A 26,549-nucleotide genomic window follows, 5' to 3' on the forward strand; every position below is an offset into this window, starting at 1 on the left:
AAGCTGCTAAATATTAGTAGCTTAAATATCAATAACTAAATACATATTATTGAGGAAAAGTCAAGATGATGAAAGCTAAAGATATTATGACCACAGAGGTTGAAAAAATTCGTGGTTCGGCAACGGTAGCTGATGCTGTGAAGAAAATGAACGATCTCTGTCTGCGCGCTCTAATTGTGGAACGCCGTCACGAACAAGATGCTTATGGTATTATCACAGAGACAGATATTGTTTATCAGGTTGCTGCTTACGGCAAAGACCCTAAACAAGTGCGAGTTTATGAAATTATGACTAAACCTTGCATTGTTGTTAACCCCGATCTAGGTGTAGAATATGTAGCGAGATTATTTGCTAATACAGGTATACATCGAGCGCCTGTAATTAAGGATAAGTTACTTGGTATTATTTCAATTACAGATATTTTAAGCAAAAGTGATTTTGTGGAGAAACCAAAATCTGTATTGCTTGAAAGGAGAATAGAAGCAGCTATTGAAGAAGCAAGGAGTATTTGTGCGGAAAAAGGTGTGACTTCTAAAGAATGTGCAGCAGCTTGGGATGTTGTAGAAGAGTTACAAGCTGAAGCTGCTCATCAAAAGGCAGAAAGGATGGAAAAAAGTGCTTTTGACCTCTATTGTGAGGATAACCCAGAAGCTGCTGAAGCACGAAGTTACGATGTTTAGTTTCAGATTTTTGGATAGCAGGGAATAGTTCATTAATTGATAATTGATAATGGATAATTGATAATTACCTCTGGTTAAAAACGTTACGGAATTGAATATAAGGAAATATTATTTCTTCTCTTGGTCGATTGAATATGATTAGGAAACCCATCCATCCCATCCTACGGAATGCTCCGCAAACGACCGCTTTTTTCCCCTTAAAAGGGGAGGCTTTCAACCAGAATTATTAATTATTAATTATTAATTATTAATTATTTCCTCCTACTCCCTATTTTGATAATTTATCCACAAAATTTTGATGTTCTGCTGTCGCTAACCCAAGTTGTACAACTTCAATTACTTTGATTAAATTTCCTGTTAATAAAGCTGTTTTATCTAACCATAAACCAGGAAAAACTTCACTATAAATTATTCCCTCGGAATTAGGTTGAAGCTGAATATATTCCCCTTCTTTTAAGCTATACCAATCAATTTCTCCATCTTCGACGCGCCAAACCAGATATTCTTGAACTTGATTACGACGATAGATTTTCTTTTTTTCATGCACATCAATAGAAACAGTACTAGCAGCAATTTCTACTATTAATTCCGGCGCTCCTTCCACATAACCATCCTCACTAATAATTGACTGCCCACCATTTTCAATTCGCAGTAAAGCATCGGGTTGAGGTTCGTTATCTCCATCCAAACGAACAGTAGAATTATCACCAAGTTCTATACCTGGAGTTGCTGACCAATAAATACCTAACCAAGTCATAATTCTTGCATGAGGATTACCATGTTTTGTAATTCGTAAAGGAGATGCCATATAAACTATTCCCTCAATTAATTCTGCTTTTTTAACATTTGACTTACTGTAACGATGTTCAAATTCAATTCGAGTTAAGCGATCGCCATTTTCTAGAGTAGGAATTGTTAATTTTAGTACTTTATTTTCTAATCCACTTGTCATAACTATTTGGCCTCAATATGTTAGATTTTGTTAATACATATATAATATAAAATATTAGTTTTTGAGGTGTGTTGAATTGTCAAGGATAGGCAAAGTTGAGTTATGAATACTATTGTTAAATGTGGTGTAATTTGACTATCTAAATTAGAAGCGATCGCTAATTTCAATTTGATATTCCATGCTTCTGTTTGAGCTTGGTTAATGTTTGCTTTGCTGGAAAAGTGCGTCCCTCTTGTACTGAATTTAAACCTGCCTGAATACCTTCTATTGCTTGTATATGGTCTACTAATTCTAGTAATTTTTGGTATGACTCTGCATCTTGAACTACTACTTCAGCTTTACCATTAACTGTGAGGATGAGTGGGTTTCCGCTTTCCTTAATTCGCTGCAAATATTGAGTAGTATTACGCTTGAAGTTAGTGAGGGAGTCAATGTCTTTGGTTCTGTCTAGCATCTTGTTACTTGGATAGCTGTTTAGCATCATATTGGCATTTTTTTAGGCGTTGCTGAGTGGTAATGATTTTTAGATTAAGTATCAACACAAAATATAAGTTTTTCCTTGGTTGAATAAAAAGTCATATACAGGGGCGAGTAGCTCCCAATGATTACATACTATCATAATTTTTTTGAGGATGCAAGGGCTAATACCTTGCCGTTTTTTTTTGGAGCTTTACAGGATGACATTTTTCTTTGGTTATGAATAATAGCGATCGCACAGTAAGTGCGGTAGCTACATCACGAATTCTACATGAGTAAATATATGGATGTGTTGATGGGGTGAAAATTTTTCGGTGTCGCCACTTCTTTTCTTAGTGCTTCACAGGATGATAACTTTCTGGTGCTTTGGTGTCTGAGTATCTTTTCTATATGTATTCAGTAACGAAATGCTGTTTTGGCGTTGAATAAAAAGTCATGTGTAGGGGCGAGCAACACCCAATGATTACATACTATCATAATTTTTTTGAGGATGCAAGGGCTAATACCTTGCCGTTTTTTTTGGAGCTTCACAGGATGATAATTTTTCTTTGGTTATGAATAATAGCGATCGCACAGCAAGTGCGGTAGCTACATCACGAATTCTACAATAGATTCTCCTATGGCATTAAATACTTCTAAAACATAGCCATTTTCTCCTCCTTCTGGGTGAATTGCTGTATCAATTAACATGGCAATATCACCTTTTTTTAGGTGATATTCTGGGAAGTCTTTGGTTAGAGAAATACGTTGGTATAATTCAAGCATTTATGGTTTTATCTTTTGTTGTTCTGGAAATATATTGAGGAATTGGTTCATTTGTCACAATAGAATACAAAACATCTGGATCTAAATCTGCGCCATTTTCCCAGTAAATTGTTCCCCATTCAGGATTAAGTTTAACAGTTTTAAAATAATTTATATCTTGTAATTTGGCAAAAATTCCCGTAAATTCTATTAGCTGACTAATATCTACAATTCCCTCTTTCCCATCTTCAAATTTCAGATAAAGTAGATAGTTTTCTTGATGATTAACTTCGATAATGTCTTTTAACATGATTTACTCCAAAGGTTCAATTTTTTCCAAAGGATTTTGTTCTCTTGCTCGTTGCTAGTTTTCTAGAAGTTCTCTTTGATGAATTGTTGCCTATTCGATTACTAAAACAAGAATTCTAGGGGTTAATTTACCTTCAAGAATGGAAAGGTTTTCTATCAATTAAAGCTTTTTGTTGGTTATAACGAAGGTGAAAATGAGGAGGTGGATGGTCGTTATAATACATGGTCATTTCAGTTATCAGTTATCAGTTATCAGTTAGCCTCCTGTCGGAGGAACTGCGTTAACAGTACCTCTAGCTGTTTGCGCAGCATGACCTAGGAAAGCAAGATGCTTGAAATAAGGAATATGTTCTTTTTTTATCCCCTGAAAAGGGGAGGCTTTAGACCACAATTTTTCGGTAATAATAATTCCTAAAAAACGACTTATTTCGGGTATTAATTTTAGTCAACTAACTCTACTTTTAAACTAAGACTATCAAATTCTGGGAGTTGATGATTCATTGCCAGTTTTCATCAGGAATAATTACAGCTTGGAGTAGTTTCATTATTTGGGGAGTAGAAACAATAAATTTTTGATATGACTACTGGGGTCGTTTTGTTAATTTTGTTGATAACAATAAACTTTAAATATTGTGCTGATAACTGATAACTGATAACTGATAACTGAAATGACAGGTTGGGGTAGTTTCATTATTTGGGGAGTAGAAACAATAAATTTTTGATATGACTACTGGGGTCGTTTTGTTAATTTTGTTGATAACAATAAACTTTAAATATTGTGCTGATAACTGATAACTGATAACTGATAACTGAAATGACAGGTTGGGGTAGTTTCATTATTTGGGAAGTAGAAACAATAAATTTTTGATATGACTACTGGGGTCGTTTTGTTAATTTTGTTGATAACAATAAACTTTAAATATTGTGCTGATAACTGGTAACTGATAACTGACTGAGGCGGCTGAAATGTTTATATGTTACAGTCTACAATTCTCTGCGCGAGAGAAGAGTAGCACTCCCCCAACAAACCACCACATCTTAGACCACCCAACTCTTGACGGTAGATGACCTTTATAATGGGTGCTAATGTCGAAAGTTAATTCACTGTAATATAACCATTTTTCTCCTTTACGCCATCCTACTTTATCTGCAAATTCTTTCCAGAGTTCTTCATTATACTCTTTTTTTCCTCCTAAATTCTGATAAATTTCTTTTTGCACAGAAAAGCCAAATTTACCATCGCTATATTTTACCCAAAGTTGGTCTATTGTGCGGAGGTCTGTGCAAGGAAAATTTTCTATATCTTCTATGTCTAGATATCTTTGCTCCTCTTGCCCCGCAACTTTCAACATACAACGAGCAGTTTCCATATCTGCCTTTTTCCATTCCCCATTTGCTAGAAATTCACGGAGTTTTGTATAGTCTACATTTTTGTCAGAAAGTAATTCTATTTCATCATTTTTTGAATTTTCATCTGTCTCTTTTGAACTCCAATTAGCAGCTTTATCTCCTGTAGATTTTGTTTCTTGTTTAATAGAATTTTCAGAAGTTATACCTGATTTTATATTGTGCTGCTTCTGCCAAATTCTTCTCAGAGCTTTTAAAGCTTTTTCATTAGCAGGAGAAACTGCTAAAACGCGAATCCATAATTGTTCTGCTAATTCTAGATTATCCTCATTTTCTGTTTCTAATGCCTCTTCTCTGAGAGTAGCAATATCTTGTTCAGTTGCCTGTTTTTCCAATAAAATTAAATGATATTTAGTAGCAGGTTCAACAATAGCATAAGGAGTTTGCCGAGGCTTTCTAAATTGACGATTAATATCAGGAATTCTATAAAGTAGACGATTATATAATCTTTCAACAGTTGCACAATTACCTTCACCTTGAATTCTTAAAGCTTCTAATAAAGAATAGGTAAAAGCACCCTGTTTTATCCTTTCATCCTCAATTTCATAAGACCTTTCATTGGGACTACAAGAAAAAAATGTAATTACTCCTTTTTGCTTTTCTTTTCCTATACCTAAACCCTTTGAACTTTCCTGACTGCGACAAGCATCCAAAAATAAAATAATATTATCTGCTCCACATCGCCTTAATCTTTCTGTCACAAAATAAAGGGGAATAGCAGTATTTTCTACTCCATCTGGATGAGGATCAGCATCAGTAGGCATTAAATAATCTCGGTCATTAAAACGCATTCCATGACCACTATAAAAGAACCAAAAATTATCACCAGCAGATAAAAATTCATTCTCAAATCTCTCTCGTAAAAACCTTCTTAAAGTGCCATAGGTAGGTTGGGAATTAAAAGGTTGATCTACATCATTAATTTGAGGAGAATTATCAGTAAATAAATAAACTTTCTCAAAACCTGCTTCATTGAGAAAATAATCCCGCATTAATTCAGCATCTCTCTTAGCATATTGAAGAGTTGGCATATTATCGTAATGATTAATCCCAACACAAATAGCCCAATTTTTTGCCATCTTTTAAGACTCCTTTCGTTCTAATTTTAATTTAATTGCACCTTTACTTCCAGCTTTTCCACCAATACCAAATAGAGTAACTTGACCTTCTCCATTAATTTCAACAGATAATTCTATTTCTTTTAAATTAACATTAGAAGATTCTCGATTTGTTTGGTCAAATACATATTCAATAACTTCAAGAAATTCAGACATTTCTCGTTTCAAATCTTCAGCTTTAACCTGAAATCTTTTTCTGTCAGATTCGGTAGATTCTTTTGACGAATTACTATACTTAGGTCCAGTATCTACTGGATCTTTCTCACCAGAGACTTTTGAAGCAGTTTCATCAGCAATAATCCAAATTTTCTTGTCTTCCATAATAATAATTAGTTCTGATTTTTAAGGTTTTGGACATTTTTCAGTAGTTGCCCAGAGATAATTTTTATATTTTAACTTATTTTATTTTTAGATAAACTCTGGAGAGCGATCGCTCTATATCAAATCCTAGTTTTGACTTTTAACTTTTAACTTTTAACTTTTAACTTTTGACTTGACTCTGGAGAGCGATCGCTCTATATCAAATCCTAGTTTTGACTTTTAACTTTTGACTTTTGACTTTCCTCTTGCTATCTTTAAGTCCCCCAATTTTGGGGGATTTAGGGGGCTGTGAATTTTGCCCCCCTAGCCCCCCAATTTTTTGGGGAAAAAGAGTCAATTTGCTATCTTTAAGTCCCCCAATTTTGGGGGATTTAGGGGCTGTGAATTTTGCCCCCTAGCCCCCCAATTTTTTGGGGAAAAAGAGTCAATTTGCTATCTTTAAGTCCCCCAATTTTGGGGGATTTAGGGGCTGTGAATTTTGCCCCCCTAGCCCCCCAATTTTGGGGGGAACAAGAGTCAATTTGCTATCTTTAAGTCCCCCAATTTTGGGGGATTTAGGGGGCTAAGAGTTTTGTCAAATTTCCCCGATCCAACTAACTCTATTCCACGACTTTTTTCTCCTCTTCATTCAAACTAATTTTTGTATTTTCATCAGACTTTTCCGCAGCTTTTGTCAATTCAAAAATTGGTGGTTCTAAGTCAGGAATAGGTACTTCAAAACCTGGTGGTAAAGGTGGCAGTTGTGGTACACCAGAATCTAATTCTTTAGTCTGTTTCACCAACTCATTAATACTTATTTCCGGTACAGGTGGTATTTCAGTAATTTTCAACGCTGTCATCAAATTCACCAATGCAAACTGAATATGAGTATCTGGGTTTTTCGCAACCCACCCATCCTTTGTTAACTGTCGCATTTCAAAATGTAAGTGCGGACCTGTAGACATTCCCGTACTACCAACTCGTCCAATAACTTCACCTTGTTTGACAACCTCTCCTGGTTTCACAAAAATTTCTGATAAGTGACCGTAGAGAGTTTCCAATGATTTTTTCTGGTGGTCTAATACCACAGTGACACCATAACCTCCTAACCAGTCAGCGATCGCTACTTGACCTGCATAAGTTGCAACTACTGGGGTTCCTGTTGGCGCTCCTAAGTCTGTACCTGTGTGAAATTTCTTATAACCTAATATTGGATGTTGTCTCCAACCAAAAAATGAAGTGATGGGTGCGGGGATAGATAGAGGAAATATTATTCTAGTGTTACCATTTCCTGCTACTGCTGGGGGTCGCATGGTGCGGTTATAATATGCTAAACCTGACTGAGTAATTGGGTTATCAAATAAACCCTGCACCTGAGCGGGTAAAACTGCAGCGACTTCTACTCCTTGTGACGAACCTGAGTAATGACTTGGAGTATAGGAGGTGCTGGAGTAATAACTGCTTTGACTGGAGGATGAACCAGAGTAATAGCTACTTTGACTATAACTAGAAGTGTCTGAATAATAATTGTTGTTGGAGGCGTAATAATTGTTGTTGGAGGAGTAATAGTTGTTATCGTAGGATGAGTCTTGATAGCTATTTTGATATGAGTCTTGATAGTTATTTTGAGAATAGTAACTTTGTTGAGTTTCCCCACTCCATGAATTGTTGGATGCTGTTTGAGCAGGGGCGCTCCAGTTATTAGTCTGAGCGGGGGCGCTCCAATTATTTGTTGCAGTTGTAGAACTCCAGTTATTAGTCTGAGTAGGGGCGCTCCAATTGTTATTTTCGGCAACAGCACCCCAATTTTTGTTAGTTGTTGGATATTCGGCGATATTATCTGTGGAACGTTCCGAGAAAACTACTGTACTTGGTGCTTCATAACTTTCTGTTGCGCCAGTTTTGTATTCTGTATTATCTATATAAGCGTTAGTCGAACCGTCATAATAATAAAGTTTTTCAGGTTTTGGTAATGTTAGAGGTGGTAACTCCTGATATTTTGGTTGTTTTGATAGGTTGAGTCCTGTATTTGTCGGAGGTGCGACATACAAATTTTTCGGCAGATAAATACCACTGTCTGGTTCTGGTTCTGGTTCTGGTTCTGGTTGGGAATAATAATAAGGTTCTGGTTCGTAATAACTTGGTGCTGGTTGGGAATAATATGGTTCTGGTTCGTAATAACTTGGCGCTGGTTGAGAATAATAATAAGGTTCTGGTTCGTAATAACTTGGTGCTGGTTGAGAATAATATGGTTCTGGTTCCGGTTCGTAATAGTATGGTTCCGAATAGTATGGTTCCGAATAACTTGGTGAAGCAGAATAATAAGGTTCTGGTTCGTAATATGGTTCTGGTTCGTAATATGGTTGTGAATAATAAGGTTCGGGTTCGTAATATGGTTCCGGTGTGTATGAAGGTGTTGGTTCGTAGTAGGGTTCCGAATAATATGGTTCTGGTGAATAGGATGGTTCCGAATAGGATGTTTGGGGATAGTAGTTATCTACTGGAGCAGGTTGATATGATGGCTCATAGTCATACACTTCTATTTCTAAAATTGCCTCCGCTAAAACTATTCCTCTACTCAACATTCCTAGACTTGCTAGACAACAACCAAGCTGCATAAGAGACTTATGAGTTAGAAGTTTGGTCTGAATAATATTTTGATTTGGCTTTTTGGTTGTTTCCTGTAGTTCAGTTTTAGACTCTACTGACAGGTTTTCGTTCTCTGATACCATCATTTCCTCACACTATACTTATTACTTTGACAAGACTTACCCATGGACACTAAATCAATTGAGGGCGAATTAATTAGCCCCTACATATGGCGTTTTTAAGGTGAATTTGCGTAAGTCCTATTTGAATTGACAATTAATGCAGTTTAATAAAAATTAACTTTAACATTGAAGAAGGCATAAGGCATAAGGTAGAAGACAGAAAGCAGAAGGGAAAATTGCTTATGGATAGTCAAAGACCGACTATGAGCGTGTCTTATAGGAGAAGAAAGAATAAGGAAAAATCTGGCGTTGTCTGAGTTTTAAGATTTTGATATATCCGCGTCCTTTACTTCGACTGCTATATTAATTTCCCTAGTAGAAAAATCTACTTGCTTTATTTGACTTCAACTACAGCGCTTTTCATTTAACATTTAAGTAGACTACACAAAATTATTTTGGGTTAGGAAGTAGACAGTAGGAGCAGGATTTACGCACAGACACTAAATCCAGTGAGGGCGAATGCCATTCGCCCCTACTCCCCCACTCCCTGACCTATCCGTATATCCGTGCCATAATCTGTGTGAGCCACTCCCCCACTCCCTGACCTATCCGTATATCCGTGCCATAATCCGTATGAGCCACTCCCCCACTCCCTGACCTATCCGTATATCCGTGCCATAATCTGTGTGAGCCACTCCCCCACTCCCTGACCTATCCGTATATCCGTGCCATAATCCGTGTGAGCCACTCCCTCACTCCTGGCTTCCGGGAAAAGGTTGGCCATAACCCAGATTGATTGTACCGGGTTTTAGGAAAATTTCTGAAGAAGATATTTGAGGCTGAGTTAGCGGACTACCTGAGTCTTGGTTAAACTTGACCCGTAATTCCCCATTAGTCGTTACTCCCACAATTGTGCCAATACGATCTTCTACTACTACTTGCTGCCCAATATTTATTAGTAGTTGCTGATAGGAAGGTAAGATACTTTCTATTCCTGACTCTAAAAGTTGTTTAATGCCAGAATCTAGTCCATGAAAGACTATAGCAGCTAACATCTCTAGAGAGAATATTCCTGATTTTGACTGTTTCCTATAATAGCTCTGCAAATTAATTCCTGTTTCTGGCACAGAATTAGCCCAATTAATTCCTACGCCAATGACTGCTTGAGAAATTTTTTTCTTGTTTATCCTAGTCTCTGTTAAGATGCCTCCTAATTTTTTGTGTTCTAAAATTAAGTCGTTGGGCCACTTAACTTTAACTGGTACACCATAATCCCTCAAACTAGAGGCTATACCCCAAGCACTTGATAAAGTTAGCTGAGAAGTTTGAGATATAGAAATATTAGGAGCGATGGTATTGCTCTTAGCGATCGCTATTGACATATATAGGCCACCGACAGTTGACTGCCAATTTCTTCCCCATTGACCGCGTCCTGCTGTTTGTTGACTGGCAATAACAATGCTTGATGGGTTTCCGGAGTCGATTAATTGCCAAAGAGTTTGATTTGTTGAGGGGAGGCTCAGAAAAATATGGAGATTAGGGAATGTTGAAGCGGTGAATTTATCTGAAACTCCCTGAATATTTGACAAGCTGTCTATAAATTTTTTTTTGTTAAATTCTGCTACTGACAATTTTCCTAGTATTGGGTCAAAGTTGATAGATATCAACACTTTATCGCAGAAGGAACAAGGAAGAAGAAAGAAGGAAGAAGGAAAAGTTTTACTTTATCTGAGTTTTAAACTTTTGAACTGTCCTAACCTTTCCTTAAGTTGATGACTCAATAATTTGTTCTACTTCTGTTGCGGATGTCGCAATAGTCATTTCATTCTGTGAAGCACTCGAAGTTGGAGGTGTGACTTCTACTTCTGTTGCGGATGTCGCAATAGTCATTTCATCCTGTGAAGCACTCGAAGTTGGGGGTGTGACTTCTACTTTTGTTGCGGATGCCGCAATAGTCATTTCATCCTGTGAAGCACTCGAAGTTGGGGGTGTGACTTCTACTTCTGTTGCGGATGCCGCAATAGTCATTTCATCCTGTGAAGCACTCGAAGTTGGGGGTGTGACTTCTACTTCTGTTGCGGATATCGCAATAGTCGTTTCATTCTCTGAAGCACTAGAAGTTGGAGGTGTGACTTCTACTTTTGTTGCGGATGCCGCAATAGTCATTTCATTCTGTGAAGTACTCAGAGTTGGAGGTGTGACTTCTACTTCTGTTGCGGATATCGCAATAGTCATTTCATTCTGTGAAGCACTAGAAGTTGGAGGTGTGACTTCTACTTTTGTTGCGGATGCCGCAATAGTCATTTCATCCTCTGAAGCACTCGGAGTTGGGGTGTGACTTCTGCTTTTGTTGCGGATGCCGCAATCGCCAGTTCATTCTATGAAGCACTCGAAGTTGGGGGTGTGACTTCTACTTCTGTTGCGGATGTCGCAATAGTCGTTTCATTCTGTGAAGCACTAGAAGTTGGAGGTGCGACTTCTACTTTTGTTGCGGATGCCGCAATAGTCATTTCATCCTGTGAAGCACTCGAAGTTGGGGTGTGACTTCTACTTCTGTTGCGGATGTCGCAATAGTCATTTCATTCTGTGAAGCACTCAGGGTTGGAGGTGTGACTTCTACTTTTGTTGCGGATGCCGCAATAGTCATTTCATTCTGTGAAGCACTCGGAGCTGATGACTCAATTATTAGTTCTACTTCTGTTGCGGATGTCGCAATAGCCAGTTCATTCTGTGAAGCACTCAGAGTTGGAGGTGTGACTTCTACTTCTGTTGCGAATGTCGCAATAGTCATTTCATCCTCTGAAGCACTCGGAGTTGGGGTGTGACTTCTACTTCTGTTGCGGATGTCGCAATAGTCATTTCATTCTGTGAAGCACTCGAAGTTGGGGTGTGACTTCTACTTCTGTTGCGGATGTCGCAATAGTCATTTCATTGTGTGAAGCACTCAGAGTTGGAGGTGTGGCTTCTACTTTTGTTGCGGATGCCGCAATAGTCATTTCATTCTGTGAAGTACTCAGAGTTGGAGGTGTGACTTCTACTTTTGTTGCGGATGCCGCAATAGTCATTTCATCCTCTGAAGCACCAAAAATTAAATCATTAATTGTTCCTTCTACTTCATATTGCGAATATAGCAATAGTCAAATTCATTCTCTGAAGCACTTTAATTTTGGGTAGACTCCTAATCTTGTGCAGTAGAAGGCACAAAAATGTCAAAATAATAATCTCAATCCTAAACAATAACTTTGATTCTGATGACCAAAAAATCAGGTCTCAAGCCTCCCCTTTCAAGGGGATGAAAAAAAAATAAAGTTCAATATTTCAAGCCTCTGACTCTAACTAGAGGTACTGATAACTGATAACTGATAACTGAAATGACTGTAGCTGACTCTGACTCACAACAATTAAATAGATACTACCAAATTTTGGGCGAGAATAATGCCACTTGGCACTGGCAAAAATGGCAAGGATTATCTTACCTAACTTGTAGCCTCTTGGAAAATTGGCCTCATGGCTTTTTTACTCACCATTTTTGGCCTCGTACACCAGGAGAATTAGTAGAACTATTCCCTTCTTCTGCTGAGGTATATCGTGTGAAGCAAGTACATGGCAATACTGTACTAACAACAGGGAAAGCTACTCAGGTAGAGATGCCTAACTCTGATGCCGAAAAAACTTATGCTGAAGCTGATGGTTTAATAACTCAAACAACAAAACAAGCAGTTTGGGTTTGCAGTGCTGACTGTGTACCTGTTTTGATTGCTGACAAAAAAACAGGACAAGTGGCAGCAGTTCATGCCGGATGGCGTGGCACGGCCGCTAAAATTGTTCCGGTGGCATTGGCAAGTTTTCAAGCTCAGGGTAGTCAATTATCCGATTTATTATTTGTTCTTGGACCTGCTATTGCTGGAGAGGTTTATCAAGTATCTGAAGATGTGGCGGCTGAGGTTGGGGCGACTGTTGTTCCACAAATAGAGAGAGCAACTACTGAGGAGATTTTGCATTTTATGGGGCTTTTACCTAATTCACCAGTTTTATCCGATCCTGAACCGGGTAAGGTCCGCTTGGATGTGCGTATGGTTAATGTTTTACAGTTGGAGCAATTGGGTATTGGTCATTCACAGATGGCGATCGCTCCTTATTGTACTTATCAACAACCGGATTACTTTTTTTCTTATCGGCGTGAAAAACAGAAAAAAGTGCAGTGGTCAGGAATAGTCAGTGGGTTGAATTAAGTCAAAAGTATAAATTAAAAAGCCAAAAGACAGATAGTGTAAATTAATCAAGTGGTAATTTCAATGTTTGGCAGAACATACTCTGGAGCTAAAATTACTTTTTTTCTCTAACCAATGTTAAATGCTTTACTTAAGTAAAGTCTTATTCTTTGCCTCTCGACATCTTTAATTTTGATTTTCCTTCTATTAATCTCAGGGGGTTAAAAGCTATTTTTGATAGTTAGTACTTATGTTAATTTATGAGATTATTCGGTAATTTTTGACACTCCCCGGTCTCAAGACGCAGGGATTCTTAAGTAGCCCAAAATCGAACTCTTAAAGGCGTTGTCAAAGCACCTCTACTTAGTTGGCTTAAGTCAAGACCAAGCCTTCCAGATACTTTTCTGAGAATGTTTGCCGCACCGTTAGCATCAGCGTTAATCAGATAACCGACTGATAATTGATATAAACCGCGTTTGACTCGCTTTCCTGATGGTTTCCAGTTGTCGGGTTTTTCACGCCCTGATTGGGAGAAAGTCATCATCTAAAAACGACGCTTTTGAAGTATAAGATTCTTCAGTTTCTACAAACTTAAGCCCATATAAATTACAAAGTTGTTCAATTCTTTCCTTGAGTTTAGCTGTAGGAATTTGTACAAATTTTTGATTAATTTTACTCCCTAATTCAATTGACTGTTTTTGACCTTTATTCCATCCAAAAACAATCGTGCCAATTCCATATTTAAGGCAATGATTGATTACTAATCTTGCTGTTTTATTAACGGCATCTCGCATCTGACGATTACGTTTTTCAGTTATACAAGCTAATCTTTTAGACCAAAAATCTTGTGGTTTATTTTTCTTCAGAGTAGCTATATGTTTGTTGTACCACTGATTTTTGGACTTGAGATGTTTGCCATCAACAATAAAACTATGGCCTTGAGTATCTACACAAGTTAACCAGTTGTCTAGGCCGTGGTCAATAGAAAGAGCTTGGTTAGGGTCTAACTTAACTGACTGAGTTTTCATTTCATAAACAAACTCAGCATAAAAACAACCATGACGAGGCATAATTCTAATTTCTTTAATTAGGTTCCAGTCTAGATTACTTGGCATTGGGATATAGAAAGCATCTAATCTAAACCATGCTTTGACCTTACGGCCTAATGGAACTTTAATCCCAATATCAGTTAATTTCAGCCATTTTTTAGGATAAGAAACAGTAAATAGACCTGGTTTTCGATATTTAGGAGGTTTGGGTTGATTGGCTAATTCACCTTTTCCAAACAGTTTAAGTAGTTGTTTAAAACTTCTAAAAGATTCAACAATACCGTTGCATATTTGTTGGGCACTAGAGGCGTACATTGCATTAAAATGTACGTTCCATTTCATCTGCCGACAAAGTTCACCTTGAGTGAGAAATCTATTTTCTTTAAACCAAACTTGTCGAGCATAATAAACGGAACAATTGAATACTTTATTGGCCTCGCCACACAAGTACTTTAATATGGCCAACAGATTTTGATCGGGATGAAGCAACACTTGTTGACATCCCATATTTTTTGTTGTTTTGCTCATGTTTCTATTATCATCAAAATAGGGAAAGTCAGCACTGCTAAGATTTTGGAGTACGTTAATGACCCTAACTACGGCGGTTGAAACCGCCACGTCATTTTCCCGCCCTGCGCCTAAATTGACGGGGCTACCAAATTCCCAAACTTTCTCCGTATCATAGTTTAAAAAATTATTAATAAATTGAAATGAGCGATTTAAGTCATTATCAACAACTTGGTCTCACTGAAGATGCTTCTTTTGATGAAATTCAAGCAGCAAAGGAACGTTTGAAGCAGCAGCATAGTGGCGATCAAAAGGTTATAGAAAATATTGAAGCTGCTTATGATTCGATTTTGATGGACCGTTTAAGGTTGCGTCAGGAAGGAAAGATTAAGGTTCCTGAGCGTATTCGGTTTCCTGAGAAGCAAACAAAGAAGGTCCCTGATAGTTTTACTCCTGGGTTGACTGAAAAAGGGCCAGCTTGGCTACAAAAGTTAATTGATACTCCTAGTCAGGCTGATATTTTGTGGCCTACTGGTATATATGTGGTTTTAGGTGCTATTAGTATTTATTCTGGGGTTAGTCAACCGTCTATTTTGCAACTTACTTTGGCTTTGGGAGTTGGTGGTTGTCTTTATTTTCTTAATCGTAAAGAGAATAAGTTTGGTCGTGCTGTATTGTTGACTGTTGCGGGTTTAATTCTTGGGTTGATTTTAGGTGGAATATTGACTGCTTTAGCAACTGGTTTAACCACAGAAATATTTATTACTTTGGTAACGTTTTTGGTGTTATGGATGGTTAGTTGTTTTTTACGTTGATTAAGGTAAGAAAGAAGTAAGAAGGAAGAGGGAAGAAGGAAGAAGGAAGAAGGAAGAGGGAAGAAGGAAGAGGGAAGAAGGAAGGAATTTGAGGGGTTGCACATTATGGAATGATATTGCCAAAATTTAGTTCATATTGTGACTAAAAAAAACCATTAATTAATCATTCTAGCAACTCTCAAATCCCAAATTCAATTCAATCAAAAATCTAAAATCATTCGTCATTGTGCAATGCCCGGAATAGAGTTTAATTACAGTTTGATAGTAGAGTAATACTATCAGGACTTACGCAAATTAACCTTGAAAAAACCAGATGTAGGGGCGAATGGCATTGGCTAACGCCCTCACTCTATTTATTGTCCGTGGGTAAGTCCTGACTCTGAAAAATAGAAGTCAAATTTTATGTCTAGAAGAGACTTTTGCCATTATAGAAGCTATCTATCTCAAGCAGTTATTTCTCTTGATTTCAATTACTCTCTTACCTGCTTCTCTTATTAATAATTGAGAGCTGATAGGTGAATAGTTACGCTATGATTATTTATGAATTGTCAAGAAAGGAAATAGCTAAGTCGGTTCTAAATTTACTCCATTAATATTTTTCTGAACAAATACATAATCTTTATCTAACCGGAGCGGAATAAAAGGAGTCAGAAGTCAGGAGTTAGAACTAATTACTAAGAGCAGAGGTTTTAAATCTACTTAATTTATGAATTACTCAATGATTTATTCTGAATTTTAGCTCCTGTACCTTGCCAATATGTCTTCTGAACTCCCTTGAAAGTTATAACTCTAACTATCTACAAGATATCCCTTATATAATGTCTCTTTAAATAACCCCAATAAAAAATTTAGGGAGTAAGGAGTAAGTAGTAGGGAGTAGGAAACAAGAGGAAATTTGTTTCCTCCCCATGACAAATGGAAAAAATATTCTCTATCAAGAGAATAAAATTTTTATTATGGCTAATTATTGCTCTGCTGATTAAATCTAAAAGCATTGACATATAAAGACTTTAGCATTTTGGGGCCTTTAAAAAGTGCCTGGTTTTAAGCTATTCATGCTCAAAAAGTTAGTATTTTAGGCGCATAGTTGAGCCGAAAAATCATTCTTACAATTGTTACTCCTAACTCCTTGCTCATTCCCATTTCTCCCCTCCACGGTCGGGGTTAGGGGTGGGTTGTCTCCTGTTTCCTGTCTCCTACCCCTACTAAAAGACTTTCCATACGCAAACCCTAATTATTAATTGTTGAACTCCTCCTGTTATCAATAGCTGATAGCTGATAGCTGAATGCTTAACGAAATATTGTGGTTTAAAACCTCCCCTTTTAACTGGATAATAAATAAATATTTTCCTTTGAGTCAATCCTCTTCATTTTCAAGGAGAGGTAATTCTAAATTCGCGCATTCTAAATTCTAAATTCTTGAAGCTATGATGATTTATTAATTGTCCAGAAAGGAAATTGCTGAGTTGGTTCTAAATTTACTCCGTTAATATTTTTCTGAGCAAATACATAATCTTTATCTAACCACAGTGGAATAAAAGGAACGTCTTCTCCTAATAAGTCTTGAATTTCTCTGAAAATACCTTGGCGCTTTTCTGGGTTTTGTTCTTGACGTTGTTGCTCTATTAATTGATTGATACGATCGCTATAATAAAATGAACCTTGAAATTGGCTAGCTCCTGCTTCGCAACCTGTTTCTTTTGAGCCTTTTGTACATTCTAAAAATGGTTGGATATAGTTATCAGGGTCAACAAAATCTCCGTACCAATCTAACATAAAAGTTTGATATAGTCCTTTGTCTAAATTTTTAAAGGCGGTCGCTGCTTCTACACTATTTAATTCTAACTCCATTAAACCGTCTATTTTGTCTTCTACGGATGCTCTGAGTGTACTAGCGACTAATTGTCTTTTTGTCGAATTAGATGCATACCAAATTTCTATTTTTGCTGGATTATCTTGAGAATATCCTGCCTCTTTTAATAACTCTTTAGCTTTGTCAAAATTTCCATCTCCATAATTTTCTTGAAATACTGGTTTATAACCTGCAAATTTATTGGGAATTAGACTATAAATAGGTTCTGCTTGCCCTCGTAAAACTCGTTTATTTAACAAATTTCTGTCAACAATAGCTGCTAATGCTTGTCTCACTGCTTTGTTGTCTAATGGTGCTGAATTAATATTTAAAACTATATAATTAACTGTCTTACCATCTGTAGAAATTACTTGCCAACCTTGACGTTCTGATTCTTGTTCTAAATTATAAATTTGGTCAGTGTCGAGAGATAGATAAGCTACATCAATAGCACCTGTTTTAAAGGCATTAAATAAGTTGGCTGAACTAGAAAATATTTGAATGTCAACTCCTTGATTTTGTGGTTTTTCTCCCCAATAATTTTCAAATATATCTAATCGTAAAACATCAGTACCGTATTCAGCTAATTTGTATGGTCCGGTACCAATAAATGTATCGGGTTTAAATTTATTTTCATCTATTGTGTATGCTTGAGGGGAAACAGCACAAAGACCAGAAAATGCTAGTAGAGGAGTAAAAGCAGCAAAGGGTTTTTTTAACTTTATTGTTAACTGATATTCTCCGGTAGCTTCTACTGACTCTACTGTATTTGCTAATAAAGAAGAAGGTGGACCTTCATTTTCAATAAAACGTTTTAAAGAAAAGGCCATTGCTTCACTGTTGAAGGGAGTACCGTCATGAAATGTTACCCCCTGACGAAGAGGAATTGTATATGTTATGCCATCTTCGCTAATTTTTGGCATTTCTGTAGCTAGTTGAGGGACAAGTTCTGTTGTTCCTAACTTGTAACCGTAGAGGCGATCGCCTAAGTTATAGAGTAAGTTACCAGATATTACTTCGTAGGCATCTGCTGGGTCTACGGTACGAGGTTTAAGAGTTGTACCAATTGTAATACGATTTGTTTGAATTTCTGTGGTGGAGGTGTTATTAGGATTATTCTGTGGTTGACTACAACTAATAACTAGGAAACAGCAAAGACAAAACAAACTAATAAATTGAATAATTAGCTGTCGGGAACGGTTGACAGAATTAAATAATTGATGTTTGACCAATTTAATTATTTACCTCACTTATACTGGAGCTTATTATTTTTTCTGAGATAAATTCTACCAAGATTTTAGTTCCTCAGAAAATTATTTAAAATATTAGACATCTCTGGAAAAGAGGGAGTAGGTAGGGAGGTTGCATGGAACGTCCGTACAGAGTAGGGGGAAATAATTGATAATTTATGTACGATAATTGATTTAATTTTTTATTATTGGAGGTGTGTATTGCTTCTAAATTATGACTTGTTTAGTGGAAGCTCAAAATATTAAAAAGCTTTTCCTAACAGAATGCTCTGCAAACAGCAATTAAGCAGCCATAATTCAGCTAAAACTGAGAGAAATGCAATTGAATAAGGGTATTTCAACCCTTCTTTAATGGTCTTGATTGTAGAATTAGAATATTTCAACCCAAGCTGATAGCTAAAAGCTAGTTCAACAATTAATAATTAATAATTAATAATTAATAATTAACAATTACCTCTCCTTGAAAAAAAGAGGATTGACGCTTAAGGAAATTTTTTTTCTCCTTTAAAGGAGAGACTTTAAACCTTTATTATTCCGTAAAATTGACATCTAAATAAAATTATTCTTACTAAATTTGATTACTACCATAAAAATTTATTGAGAGTGTTTGTCACAACTTATAATAATAATTCATCTATACATAGAATATAGCAACGTAAGCATTTCCTGCGGAATGCTGCCCAAACAGCCGTCAGCTATCAGCTATCAGTTATTGCTTTTAGTTTACAATCAAAGCTTTATTAATTGTCTTATACCAAATTCAAAAAGGTAGTTACATCTTAGTTTGTGATTTCTTCCTACCATAAAAAAGATAAATCTGATAAATTCTAAAAATTAAACCTTTTTTCCTCTTTAATATTTATGTTTTTCCTTCCCTATTCCCTCCATACCTATTCCCTATTCCCTCTGCCGTGACTGTAGCAATATTTTATGAAATTGGTATTACTACAAAAGTTGGTTCCCTTGACCTTAAAGTCAGTTGTTAATTTAAACACTGTTCTTAAAGAGAAAGTATTTTTGCGCTATAGCTGACTGCTATTAGCTGTCAGCTCTCAGCAAAAGGATGGGGGTTAAATTAATATAGACTTTAAAGCCAACTTTGGTAGTAAGTATAAATTATGCCTCAATTAGTAAAGCTTTTATCTAAAACTCAAAGCAATAGCTGATAGCTGATAGCTGATAGCTGACGGCTGTTTGCGTTTGCGTAGCATCCCGTAGGGAAGCAGTCCGCAGGAAATGCTTACGATAATAGTTAAGATTGACGAAAAACCTTAAAATTTCTGACTCCTGACTCCTGACTCCTAGCTACCACAGAAATATTAAAATTGAAATAGGATTGCTATAGTTTTGCTGATGTTAATTCTTATCTAACTTAGAAAAAATTAAGAATTATCACAGACTATGGATAAGTTGAGAAGTTCAAGTTTAAAATTGCGATACCATATAGCTTTATACTGGCAAATTCTATGTGTAATTCTCAACATATCAATAAAGATTTGAGCTTAGAAGAAGTTTATACTTGTCCTGTATGTTATCATGGCCATATATCAGCAATGGTTTTAATGGATGCTTTTGCTTGTAACTTCTGTAACCATATTTTTACTGCCGATATGGTAAAGCAATCATTGAAAATAGCAGATAGTTCTTCTAATTTAAGTTGGCGGTGGAATGGTAGAAATTGGAAAGTCGATCATCCTAATGTAGAATTGAACTGGATAATTAAGTTATTAGCAGTTGCATTTGTAATATTACCAACAACATTAATAGGATTAACGGCTTACTTTTATCCCCCAATACCTGGTACTCCTTTGTGTTGGTTACCGAAAGTTTGGACTGGTTTAACTTTTCTATTTCATTTGCTAATTATCGTTAATATTTTCATTGATTATTATCAGTTTCCAGTCAGGTTATATTTAAAGGCAGTAGGACGGTATTTATGGTTGAGAATTTCACCACAAAATTCTTCTACTTCAACAATTAACAATTAACAATTAACAATTAATCATTAATAATATCAAGTCCGCTAGCATCGGTATTTTCATTAATTGATAATTGATAATGGATAATTGATAATTACCTCGGGTTTTAACCGCTCTTGATTGAACATAAGGAAATATTATTTCTTTTTTTGCCCTTAAAAGGGAGGCTTCAAGGCGCGAATTATTTAATTATTAATTACTAATTATTTGGTAAAGGTAAGGAAGAAGGAAGAAGGGAGAGGGAAGAAGGCTTGATTTATCTAGAACAGAAGACTTAAAATTCCAAAAAACTTAAATTTTTGTAGATATTCATCCTTGAGTTTACACAAATACGCCCCAGCGGAAATCATATAATTACCTCTTCTTGTAAATTAAGAGGATAGGCTAAAAAAGAATTTTCTTTTTTCTCTATGAATGGAGAGACTTTATACCTTAATTTTAATTTTTCGATAAATTTCAAGGTAAGCATTCAGCGGTCAGCTATCAGCTATCAGCTATGAGTTATTAACTGATTATTTTGGCAGGAAGAATGAGTCTCGAAAAAAAATGAAAAGTTATTAATGAAATTGGTCATCAGCGAACCTTAGTCGTTGCTTGATTCTTTCAAAAGCTGTTTGCGTAGTATTCCGCAGGAAATGCTAATAGCTGAATGTTTACATTTCAAGACGATCAATTGCCAAATTAGAACAAATTGATAAATGTTTGCTACAAATATCTAGGGTATTTCTTAGGAGTCAGGAGTAGTATAGGAATGGCTTTAGTGCCATTTTTAGGGCATAAACTATCTTTTTTGTCAAAGAGAGAGACATCTCCTGCACGCGTCTTTTTATCGCTCTTACTATTCGTAACATTCTTTTTTAAAATTGGTATTAGACAAAATTAACGAGCAATATATGAAAATATGGAGTTTCCAGATGAGTTATGAAACTAGATTATCATTTTTTACCATACTAAAAATCTGTAAAATTCTGCACTTTTCTCTGTTCCCTAAAGTCTTGAATTATCTTTTTATACCATTGTTAAAAAGAATGTGTTTGAAGAATAAGTGTCATTTCAGTTATCAGTTATCAGTTATCAGTTATCAGTTATCAGTTAGCCTCCTGTGGGAGGAACTGCGTTATCAGTAACTCTATCTGTTTGCGCAGCATTCCGCAGGAAAGCAAGAAGCTTGAAATAGATAATATTCTTTTTATCCCCTTAAAAGAGGAGGCGTAACTACCCAATTTTTTGGTGATTAAAAGAAAGACGCAGGAGATGTCTCTTTGACAAAGCGGTGCGACCCCGCGTCGCCTGTACCTGGTAGCGCACCAAGAGAAAAAGAAAGAGAATTTCCTACCTAAAAACTGTTATTGAAGGCATTCATTCTGATTTCTGACTTCTGACTTCTGACTTCTGACTCCTAATTAAAGAAAGATAGCATTAATAAAAACATCAGTTAAATTCATATTTTCTAAGTCTTCAATAGTCACAGTATTACAAATATCAAACCTAGCACCCATTGTTTGTAATTCATTATCTAATAATTGAAAAACTGTGTTACTTCAGGCTTATTTCCTACCTGAATAAGTGAAATACCCAATTCTTCATCTTGTTGCAAATTATTAGCAGCAAAAATTATAATATCCTTGACTCTATCGGGATTTTCTATCTCACCTACCGTAACAACCAAGATAGTTTCCCCATTTGGCTTTGCTATATTTAAAGCACGTCGCTCAAAATAATTATCAATAGCATCCTTAAGAGCATCTGCTAAATTAGTTTTACCCGAAGGTTGATTTTCCAGAAAGATATGAACTAAGTCGGTGGATGTCACCTGGTCATATCGTTTAAAATAGTCAGAAAATAGATAAACTGTTAGTCCATCTAAATCTAACTTCTCACATTCACTTGCTAATTTTATTACCGACTCTTGCATTAGCTCCCAAGGACTTTTGCCTATAGCAGAGTCAGATAGATACATATCTTTGCTTTTATCGATGATTAAGGTGTAATCACGCTGTTGTATAGCAGCACCACCTTCAAGTAACGGGTCCATAATATTTTTCTCCATTATCTTCTCTTGCTAAATTGTTAATAGCACCAAAATTGCTTTGTGCTTACTTAATTTTCTACTGCCAAGGAAGATATTTTTATCCATCCGTAGAAACTTCTAGGTTCGAGGATGTTTGTCAACATAAAGATTAAGTAGGGTCTGTGACGGTACCCTTACCATTTCTGGAATAATGGTCAGTTTTACACCTCAAGCACCTCGTGATGTGAGAGGTGTGCATTATGCAACACACTTCGCACCCTACATGGTTAAATATTTATTTTACAAACACTCTCTGATGATGAGATGAGAATTAGAATTTTGATTTGTCAGTAAAAATTTAGAACTTTAATAGCTTAACATTGTATTATCGTACCATCTTGTTGGTAGTTGCAGATACTTTCAATGCAGAAAATTTAGATAGAAGCAAACTTTACATTTACATCAGCTCTAGAAAAAAGTCTCTTCTCCGGAAAAACACCAAATTAAATTGAAATAAAGTAATAGTTGTTGTCAGAGCTTTTATGACGAATTATTACGGAACTAACTGACTTTTTTGTAAGTCTATTTTAGTTAAATACTTTCAATAATTGATAATGGATAATTGATAATTACCTCTCCCTAAAAGAAGAGGGTTGAATAAAAGGAAAAATATATTTTCTTGGTCGATTGGATATGGCGAGGTTTCCTCGCCATCCCTCGACCGCTTTTTCCCCTTGAAAGGGGAGGCTTTAAACCTGAATTATTTAATTATTTAATTATTAATTCTTCGGTAAATTTTTCTTGTCTGTTACTAACCAGATAAAATGGTACAAACTAAGTTCATTTTAGTTATGAGAGATTAAATAGATATAGACAAATTAAGTTTAACTAATACTAAATTTTACAATTCTTCTGTTATGTTTAGCCAAGTAGCAGAATAAAATTAAAACTTACATTTTTAAGCAGCTACACAAAATTAATCACACATTTTTTCAGATTAATTACCTGATATTGTAAGCATTCTATAGAATCAGAGTATGTCAATAATTTTGTTTAGTAGTTTATCTAATCCTGTAGTTATATTCAGAGTTATAAAATGACAGCTTCCTCAATTCATAATAACAAGTAAATCTAGCAATAATAAATGAGTACTAACTATGAAATTAAACTCTAAAAATTATAAACCCAATCTAAATGAGCGAGTTTATAAGAAATCACCTCATCCTTTTTTACTAGCATTAATTTTGACTGGAATATTAGCTGCTGAAGCATATCCCAATCTGACTGAAACAGCAATTGCTTCTGTCAAAGTACTTCAATCTCAACAATTAGAAACAAACACCAAAATTAATTCTACAGCTAATAAATTTGCTAACCTTATCAAGTCTGCAACAGAGATGAAAATCGACGATCAGACAGAAATATCTCAACCCTTTTTTTCTAAAAAATAAATCTATCAATCAGGTACTCGCTGTCAGCAAACCTTCCATTAATCAAAATTTTGATGGGATAAAAAAATTGGTAAACCCACTCTAGATAAAGTGGAAGAATTTGCTGATAATGAAGAAATAATACCTAATAATATAGTTGATGCTGTTCGCGAAGATTTAAGTAATCAAACGGGTATTTTGCCTGAAAATATCAAGGTTACTCAAGTCAGTCAAGAAACTTGGCCTAATACTTGTTTAGGACTTGCAAATAGTAATGAACTTTGTGGGCAAAGATTAGTAGAAGGTTGGTATATTATCTTGTCTGATGGTAATTATACCTGGGCTTATCGTACAGATGATAAAGGTAAATCTATCAGAGTAGAAGCAAAAAATAAAATATAGTTCTCATCAGTTATCTATTAATTACCAAATACTTTAAATGGAAATGCCATAAATAGATGGAAATGCCATAAATAGATTGTGTTGCACCACATTTTGCTACATCAAATAAAATATCTCAGCATTGCGGAGCTATAGTTAAGTTTGGTATTATGAAAATTTATCAGCAATTATAGCAGTTTTTAATAATAGATAGACTACAGTGGCCAAAGCTCCTACTGACTACTCCCTAACTCAAAATAATTTTGTAGTCTACTTAAATGAATTGCGCTGTAAGTTTGCTTTCGTAGGGGAAGGAAAATGTTTAAACTAGGGAGAGTTCAAGAATTTAGAATTTAGAATTTAGAATTTAGAATTTAGAATTTAGAATTTAGAATTATCTCTCCTTTAAAACTGAATTGATTGACTAATCATGAAATTTTTCTTCTCTTGGTCTCATGGATATGGCGAGGAAACCTCGCCATCCCACCCTACGGGAAGCTGCGCTACGAAAGCTTTTTATCCCCTTAAAAGGGGAGGCTTTATACCACAATTTTTCGGTAATTATCAATTATCAATTATTGAGAAGCACTTTCTAATCTTGAAGAGATAGTGGTGCAGAAAAATTGAATATTAAAATGGAGCTAAGCGGACTCGAACCGCTGGCCCCCTCAATGCCATTGAGGTGCTCTACCAACTGAGCTATAACCCCTAATCAGAAGTACCTTAGCCTATTCTAAACAAACTGCTTCTTTTTTGATTAGTATACTAACTATACCAGAACTTCTAGATTTTACAGATACTTTATCAAAAATACTTATTTTTAATTTACTTATGCATAGGAGTATTTTATATTTTTCGATTAATTAATTAATATTAATACCCATCCGGCGTATATTGAGGCTCTAAGAATTTTTTCTGATAACAAAAACAATCAATCCCCTAGCTTTTATTCAACATTACCAGGACTTACGCACGCATATCAAATCACACATCATATGTAGGGGCGAATGGCATTCGCCCTCCCTGTATGTAGAGTCTCTGCGTAAGTCCTGATTACCTTACTATTTTAGTCATCTGAAACGAAAGTAAATGTCCAAAGTTTAAGGTCTTTACTCGGTCTCGGAGGGTATATTACTGAAAAACCTCACAAAACTGAGTTTTCTAATCAAGGCAAAGTTGGTAAACGGAAATTAAAACGAGACTGAATTGGGAAATGTCTAGACCATCTATTCCCCCTCGAAGTCGTGTATTCTCTCTAGAACCAATAGAGGACTTCACAACTACTCTATAATGCAATAGTAAGGTTAAACTTAGATAGAGTTTGTGCTAAGACCACAAAAATTAATCATAATTCTGAATATTTGATTAGATAATGTTAGTAGTAAATATTATGGCTTTTCTACTCCCTCAGCTAACTTTAGGCGCTTTTTTACCAGAGTTACCACTTGATAGTTTATTTTCTACCCAAGGAATAATGGTAATGCTACTAGCAGCTTATGCTGTAGCTATGTGGATGTTTCTTACTAGCGCCCCGAAGGTTTACACAATAATGGTTTCAGACTTAGCCATTGCTCAACAGTTTTATGAAGGAATGCTTGATTTACCAGTAGCAGAAGTGCCTTTACATTATTATTATAATTATGAACAAACATTAGGTGCAACAGGTATAGATCCACTTTATCTATCGAGCGATTATACCAGACCAAGCACTACTAATCAAGGAACAGGAGTTTCAGATGGTCTGTGGTATCAATTGATGAAAAATACTCAGGTACATATTATTAGTGGAGCAAGTCTAGGTACGAGAGATAACCAACGTCATGTCTGCTTTGATAAAGATTGTTTAGAACAAATATTAATGCGCGTACAAATGCGAGGTATTAAATACAAAATTAGAAGGGAGAGACCCCTGAATTTATTAGTTAAAGATTGGAATGGTCGAGTAATAGAAATAGCTGAAGTTAAAAATTAATAATAAATTATAGATTTAACTATAGATTTTAATAATTGAAGAAGTAGTTAGAAAATGCATTCTATGGGGATTTGTACCCCACCAACGGCATTTGCAATCTGTAAACTGTAGGGGAGGATATTATATCAAATCCGGTTAAACAGTTATAGATTGGTTAATTCATTAATTGATAATTGATAATGCATAATTGATAATTACCTCTGGTTAAAACCGTTACGGGATTGAATATAAGGAAATATTATTTCTTTTTTCCCTTAAAAGGGAGGCTTCAAGGCACGAATTATTTAATTATTAATTATTAATAATTCGGTAAGAAGGAGTCAGGAGTCAGGAGGAGAGAGAATCACAAAGATGAGCGTAGTTATGTTGTACCTGTCGGAGATTTCAATACAAT

Annotated in this window: 24 protein-coding genes and 1 tRNA gene; 7 read left to right on the forward strand and 18 right to left on the reverse strand. The window is 35.7% G+C overall.

All coding sequences use genetic code 11. The annotated features are described in order from the left end of the window. Nucleotides 1-65 precede the first annotated feature (65 nt). Nucleotides 66-680, forward strand: a complete 615-nt coding sequence (locus SAGCYANO_RS40310; RefSeq protein ID WP_202225140.1) for a CP12 domain-containing protein — start codon at nt 66-68, stop codon at nt 678-680. A gap of 268 nt (nt 681-948) precedes the next feature. Here the strand turns inward: SAGCYANO_RS40310 and SAGCYANO_RS40315 are convergent, their stop codons facing one another. The 13 genes from SAGCYANO_RS40315 to SAGCYANO_RS40370 form a co-directional block, all read right to left on the reverse strand. Next, nucleotides 949-1,632, reverse strand: a complete 684-nt coding sequence (locus SAGCYANO_RS40315; protein WP_202225141.1) for a Uma2 family endonuclease — start codon at nt 1,630-1,632, stop codon at nt 949-951. Between the two features lie 163 nt (nt 1,633-1,795). Then, nucleotides 1,796-2,086: a type II toxin-antitoxin system Phd/YefM family antitoxin gene (locus SAGCYANO_RS40320; protein ID WP_202225142.1), complete on the reverse strand. Its 291-nt coding sequence runs from the start codon at nt 2,084-2,086 to the stop codon at nt 1,796-1,798. Between the two features lie 611 nt (nt 2,087-2,697). Continuing rightward, nucleotides 2,698-2,874, reverse strand: a complete 177-nt coding sequence (locus SAGCYANO_RS40325) for a DUF4926 domain-containing protein (protein ID WP_202225143.1) — start codon at nt 2,872-2,874, stop codon at nt 2,698-2,700. Continuing rightward, nucleotides 2,867-3,163, reverse strand: coding sequence for a DUF2442 domain-containing protein (locus SAGCYANO_RS40330; protein WP_202225144.1), 297 nt, complete (start codon nt 3,161-3,163; stop codon nt 2,867-2,869). Before SAGCYANO_RS40330 ends, SAGCYANO_RS40325 begins: the two co-directional genes overlap by 8 nt. A gap of 133 nt (nt 3,164-3,296) precedes the next feature. Further along, nucleotides 3,297-3,392 carry a DUF4160 domain-containing protein gene (locus SAGCYANO_RS46835; protein WP_307786307.1) on the reverse strand — a complete coding sequence of 32 codons (96 nt, stop codon included), beginning with the start codon at nt 3,390-3,392 and terminating at the stop codon, nt 3,297-3,299. 747 nt (nt 3,393-4,139) lie between these two features. Continuing rightward, nucleotides 4,140-5,648: a GUN4 domain-containing protein gene (locus SAGCYANO_RS40340; protein ID WP_202225145.1), complete on the reverse strand. Its 1,509-nt coding sequence runs from the start codon at nt 5,646-5,648 to the stop codon at nt 4,140-4,142. Between the two features lie 3 nt (nt 5,649-5,651). Then, nucleotides 5,652-6,008, reverse strand: coding sequence for a hypothetical protein (locus tag SAGCYANO_RS40345; protein WP_202225146.1), 357 nt, complete (start codon nt 6,006-6,008; stop codon nt 5,652-5,654). Nucleotides 6,009-6,607: 599 nt separating this feature from the next. Beyond that, nucleotides 6,608-8,722: a peptidoglycan DD-metalloendopeptidase family protein gene (locus SAGCYANO_RS48875; protein WP_305081062.1), complete on the reverse strand. Its 2,115-nt coding sequence runs from the start codon at nt 8,720-8,722 to the stop codon at nt 6,608-6,610. 728 nt (nt 8,723-9,450) lie between these two features. Further along, nucleotides 9,451-10,329: a biotin--[acetyl-CoA-carboxylase] ligase gene (locus SAGCYANO_RS40355; RefSeq protein ID WP_202225236.1), complete on the reverse strand. Its 879-nt coding sequence runs from the start codon at nt 10,327-10,329 to the stop codon at nt 9,451-9,453. Between the two features lie 133 nt (nt 10,330-10,462). Next, entirely contained in the window at nt 10,463-11,002 is a 540-nt protein-coding gene (locus tag SAGCYANO_RS40360) for a hypothetical protein (protein WP_202225147.1), read from the reverse strand. Nucleotides 11,003-11,076: 74 nt separating this feature from the next. After that, nucleotides 11,077-11,208 carry a hypothetical protein gene (locus SAGCYANO_RS48650; RefSeq protein WP_255502886.1) on the reverse strand — a complete coding sequence of 44 codons (132 nt, stop codon included), beginning with the start codon at nt 11,206-11,208 and terminating at the stop codon, nt 11,077-11,079. Continuing rightward, complete coding sequence (locus SAGCYANO_RS40365) at nt 11,205-11,489, reverse strand: hypothetical protein (RefSeq protein ID WP_202225148.1); 285 nt, start codon at nt 11,487-11,489, stop codon at nt 11,205-11,207. The genes SAGCYANO_RS48650 and SAGCYANO_RS40365 overlap by 4 nt, the downstream gene beginning before the upstream one ends. A gap of 64 nt (nt 11,490-11,553) precedes the next feature. Beyond that, the gene (locus SAGCYANO_RS40370; protein WP_202225149.1) at nt 11,554-11,832 is read right to left on the reverse strand and encodes a hypothetical protein; all 279 of its coding nucleotides are present in this window, start codon (nt 11,830-11,832) and stop codon (nt 11,554-11,556) included. 237 nt (nt 11,833-12,069) lie between these two features. On the opposite strand from SAGCYANO_RS40370, the gene pgeF reads away from it, so the two are divergent. Then, the gene (gene pgeF, locus SAGCYANO_RS40375; protein ID WP_202225150.1) at nt 12,070-12,930 is read left to right on the forward strand and encodes a peptidoglycan editing factor PgeF; all 861 of its coding nucleotides are present in this window, start codon (nt 12,070-12,072) and stop codon (nt 12,928-12,930) included. A 292-nt stretch (nt 12,931-13,222) separates the two neighbouring features. On the opposite strand, the gene SAGCYANO_RS46845 is transcribed toward pgeF, so the two are convergent. Further along, nucleotides 13,223-13,453, reverse strand: a complete 231-nt coding sequence (locus SAGCYANO_RS46845; RefSeq protein ID WP_237397161.1) for a hypothetical protein — start codon at nt 13,451-13,453, stop codon at nt 13,223-13,225. Beyond that, a complete protein-coding gene (locus SAGCYANO_RS40380) occupies nt 13,425-14,486 on the reverse strand; it encodes a transposase (RefSeq protein ID WP_237397162.1) in 1,062 nt (353 codons plus the stop codon). Before SAGCYANO_RS40380 ends, SAGCYANO_RS46845 begins: the two co-directional genes overlap by 29 nt. 182 nt (nt 14,487-14,668) lie before the next feature. Here SAGCYANO_RS40380 and SAGCYANO_RS40385 point away from each other — a divergent pair, with 182 nt between their 5' ends. Further along, nucleotides 14,669-15,280: a CPP1-like family protein gene (locus SAGCYANO_RS40385; RefSeq protein ID WP_202225151.1), complete on the forward strand. Its 612-nt coding sequence runs from the start codon at nt 14,669-14,671 to the stop codon at nt 15,278-15,280. A gap of 1,425 nt (nt 15,281-16,705) precedes the next feature. Here the strand turns inward: SAGCYANO_RS40385 and SAGCYANO_RS40390 are convergent. Next, nucleotides 16,706-18,364 (reverse strand): ABC transporter substrate-binding protein, encoded by a 1,659-nt coding sequence (locus SAGCYANO_RS40390; protein WP_202225152.1) that lies wholly within the window; start codon nt 18,362-18,364, stop codon nt 16,706-16,708. Nucleotides 18,365-19,848: 1,484 nt separating this feature from the next. Here SAGCYANO_RS40390 and SAGCYANO_RS40395 point away from each other — a divergent pair. Continuing rightward, a complete protein-coding gene (locus SAGCYANO_RS40395) occupies nt 19,849-20,370 on the forward strand; it encodes a hypothetical protein (protein ID WP_202225153.1) in 522 nt (173 codons plus the stop codon). Nucleotides 20,371-21,877: 1,507 nt separating this feature from the next. Here SAGCYANO_RS40395 and SAGCYANO_RS40405 read toward each other — a convergent pair. After that, complete coding sequence (locus SAGCYANO_RS40405; protein ID WP_375340092.1) at nt 21,878-22,396, reverse strand: hypothetical protein; 519 nt, start codon at nt 22,394-22,396, stop codon at nt 21,878-21,880. A 1,133-nt stretch (nt 22,397-23,529) separates the two neighbouring features. On the opposite strand from SAGCYANO_RS40405, the gene SAGCYANO_RS40410 reads away from it, so the two are divergent. Together SAGCYANO_RS40410 and SAGCYANO_RS40415 are read left to right on the forward strand one after the other, a co-directional pair. Beyond that, on the forward strand, nt 23,530-23,823 hold the full coding sequence (locus tag SAGCYANO_RS40410; protein WP_202225155.1) for a hypothetical protein: 294 nt from the start codon (nt 23,530-23,532) through the stop codon (nt 23,821-23,823). Between the two features lie 90 nt (nt 23,824-23,913). Next, nucleotides 23,914-24,204 carry a hypothetical protein gene (locus SAGCYANO_RS40415; RefSeq protein WP_202225156.1) on the forward strand — a complete coding sequence of 97 codons (291 nt, stop codon included), beginning with the start codon at nt 23,914-23,916 and terminating at the stop codon, nt 24,202-24,204. A gap of 615 nt (nt 24,205-24,819) precedes the next feature. Here SAGCYANO_RS40415 and SAGCYANO_RS40420 read toward each other — a convergent pair. Continuing rightward, nucleotides 24,820-24,892, reverse strand: a tRNA-Ala gene (locus SAGCYANO_RS40420). A 681-nt stretch (nt 24,893-25,573) separates the two neighbouring features. Here SAGCYANO_RS40420 and SAGCYANO_RS40425 point away from each other — a divergent pair. After that, entirely contained in the window at nt 25,574-26,155 is a 582-nt protein-coding gene (locus SAGCYANO_RS40425; protein ID WP_202225157.1) for a glyoxalase-like domain protein, read from the forward strand. Nucleotides 26,156-26,549 lie beyond the last annotated feature (394 nt).

It is taken from the genome of Okeania sp. KiyG1, from assembly GCF_014132355.1.
Classification (GTDB): domain Bacteria; phylum Cyanobacteriota; class Cyanobacteriia; order Cyanobacteriales; family Microcoleaceae; genus Okeania.

Coding starts and splice junctions, on each gene's coding strand:
- SAGCYANO_RS40310 (WP_202225140.1), top strand. CDS start 66: ATGATGAAAGCTAAAGATATTATGACCACAGAGGTTGAAAAAATTCGT.
- SAGCYANO_RS40315 (WP_202225141.1), bottom strand. CDS start 1,632: ATGACAAGTGGATTAGAAAATAAAGTACTAAAATTAACAATTCCTACT.
- SAGCYANO_RS40320 (WP_202225142.1), bottom strand. CDS start 2,086: ATGCTAGACAGAACCAAAGACATTGACTCCCTCACTAACTTCAAGCGT.
- SAGCYANO_RS40325 (WP_202225143.1), bottom strand. CDS start 2,874: ATGCTTGAATTATACCAACGTATTTCTCTAACCAAAGACTTCCCAGAA.
- SAGCYANO_RS40330 (WP_202225144.1), bottom strand. CDS start 3,163: ATGTTAAAAGACATTATCGAAGTTAATCATCAAGAAAACTATCTACTT.
- SAGCYANO_RS46835 (WP_307786307.1), bottom strand. CDS start 3,392: ATGACCATGTATTATAACGACCATCCACCTCCTCATTTTCACCTTCGT.
- SAGCYANO_RS40340 (WP_202225145.1), bottom strand. CDS start 5,648: ATGGCAAAAAATTGGGCTATTTGTGTTGGGATTAATCATTACGATAAT.
- SAGCYANO_RS40345 (WP_202225146.1), bottom strand. CDS start 6,008: ATGGAAGACAAGAAAATTTGGATTATTGCTGATGAAACTGCTTCAAAA.
- SAGCYANO_RS48875 (WP_305081062.1), bottom strand. CDS start 8,722: ATGATGGTATCAGAGAACGAAAACCTGTCAGTAGAGTCTAAAACTGAA.
- SAGCYANO_RS40360 (WP_202225147.1), bottom strand. CDS start 11,002: ATGACTATTGCGGCATCCGCAACAAAAGTAGAAGTCACACCTCCAACT.
- SAGCYANO_RS48650 (WP_255502886.1), bottom strand. CDS start 11,208: ATGACTATTGCGGCATCCGCAACAAAAGTAGAAGTCGCACCTCCAACT.
- SAGCYANO_RS40365 (WP_202225148.1), bottom strand. CDS start 11,489: ATGACTATTGCGACATTCGCAACAGAAGTAGAAGTCACACCTCCAACT.
- pgeF (WP_202225150.1), top strand. CDS start 12,070: ATGACTGTAGCTGACTCTGACTCACAACAATTAAATAGATACTACCAA.
- SAGCYANO_RS46845 (WP_237397161.1), bottom strand. CDS start 13,453: ATGATGACTTTCTCCCAATCAGGGCGTGAAAAACCCGACAACTGGAAA.
- SAGCYANO_RS40380 (WP_237397162.1), bottom strand. CDS start 14,486: ATGAGCAAAACAACAAAAAATATGGGATGTCAACAAGTGTTGCTTCAT.
- SAGCYANO_RS40385 (WP_202225151.1), top strand. CDS start 14,669: ATGAGCGATTTAAGTCATTATCAACAACTTGGTCTCACTGAAGATGCT.
- SAGCYANO_RS40395 (WP_202225153.1), top strand. CDS start 19,849: ATGTGTAATTCTCAACATATCAATAAAGATTTGAGCTTAGAAGAAGTT.
- SAGCYANO_RS40405 (WP_375340092.1), bottom strand. CDS start 22,396: ATGGACCCGTTACTTGAAGGTGGTGCTGCTATACAACAGCGTGATTAC.
- SAGCYANO_RS40410 (WP_202225155.1), top strand. CDS start 23,530: ATGAAATTAAACTCTAAAAATTATAAACCCAATCTAAATGAGCGAGTT.
- SAGCYANO_RS40425 (WP_202225157.1), top strand. CDS start 25,574: ATGGCTTTTCTACTCCCTCAGCTAACTTTAGGCGCTTTTTTACCAGAG.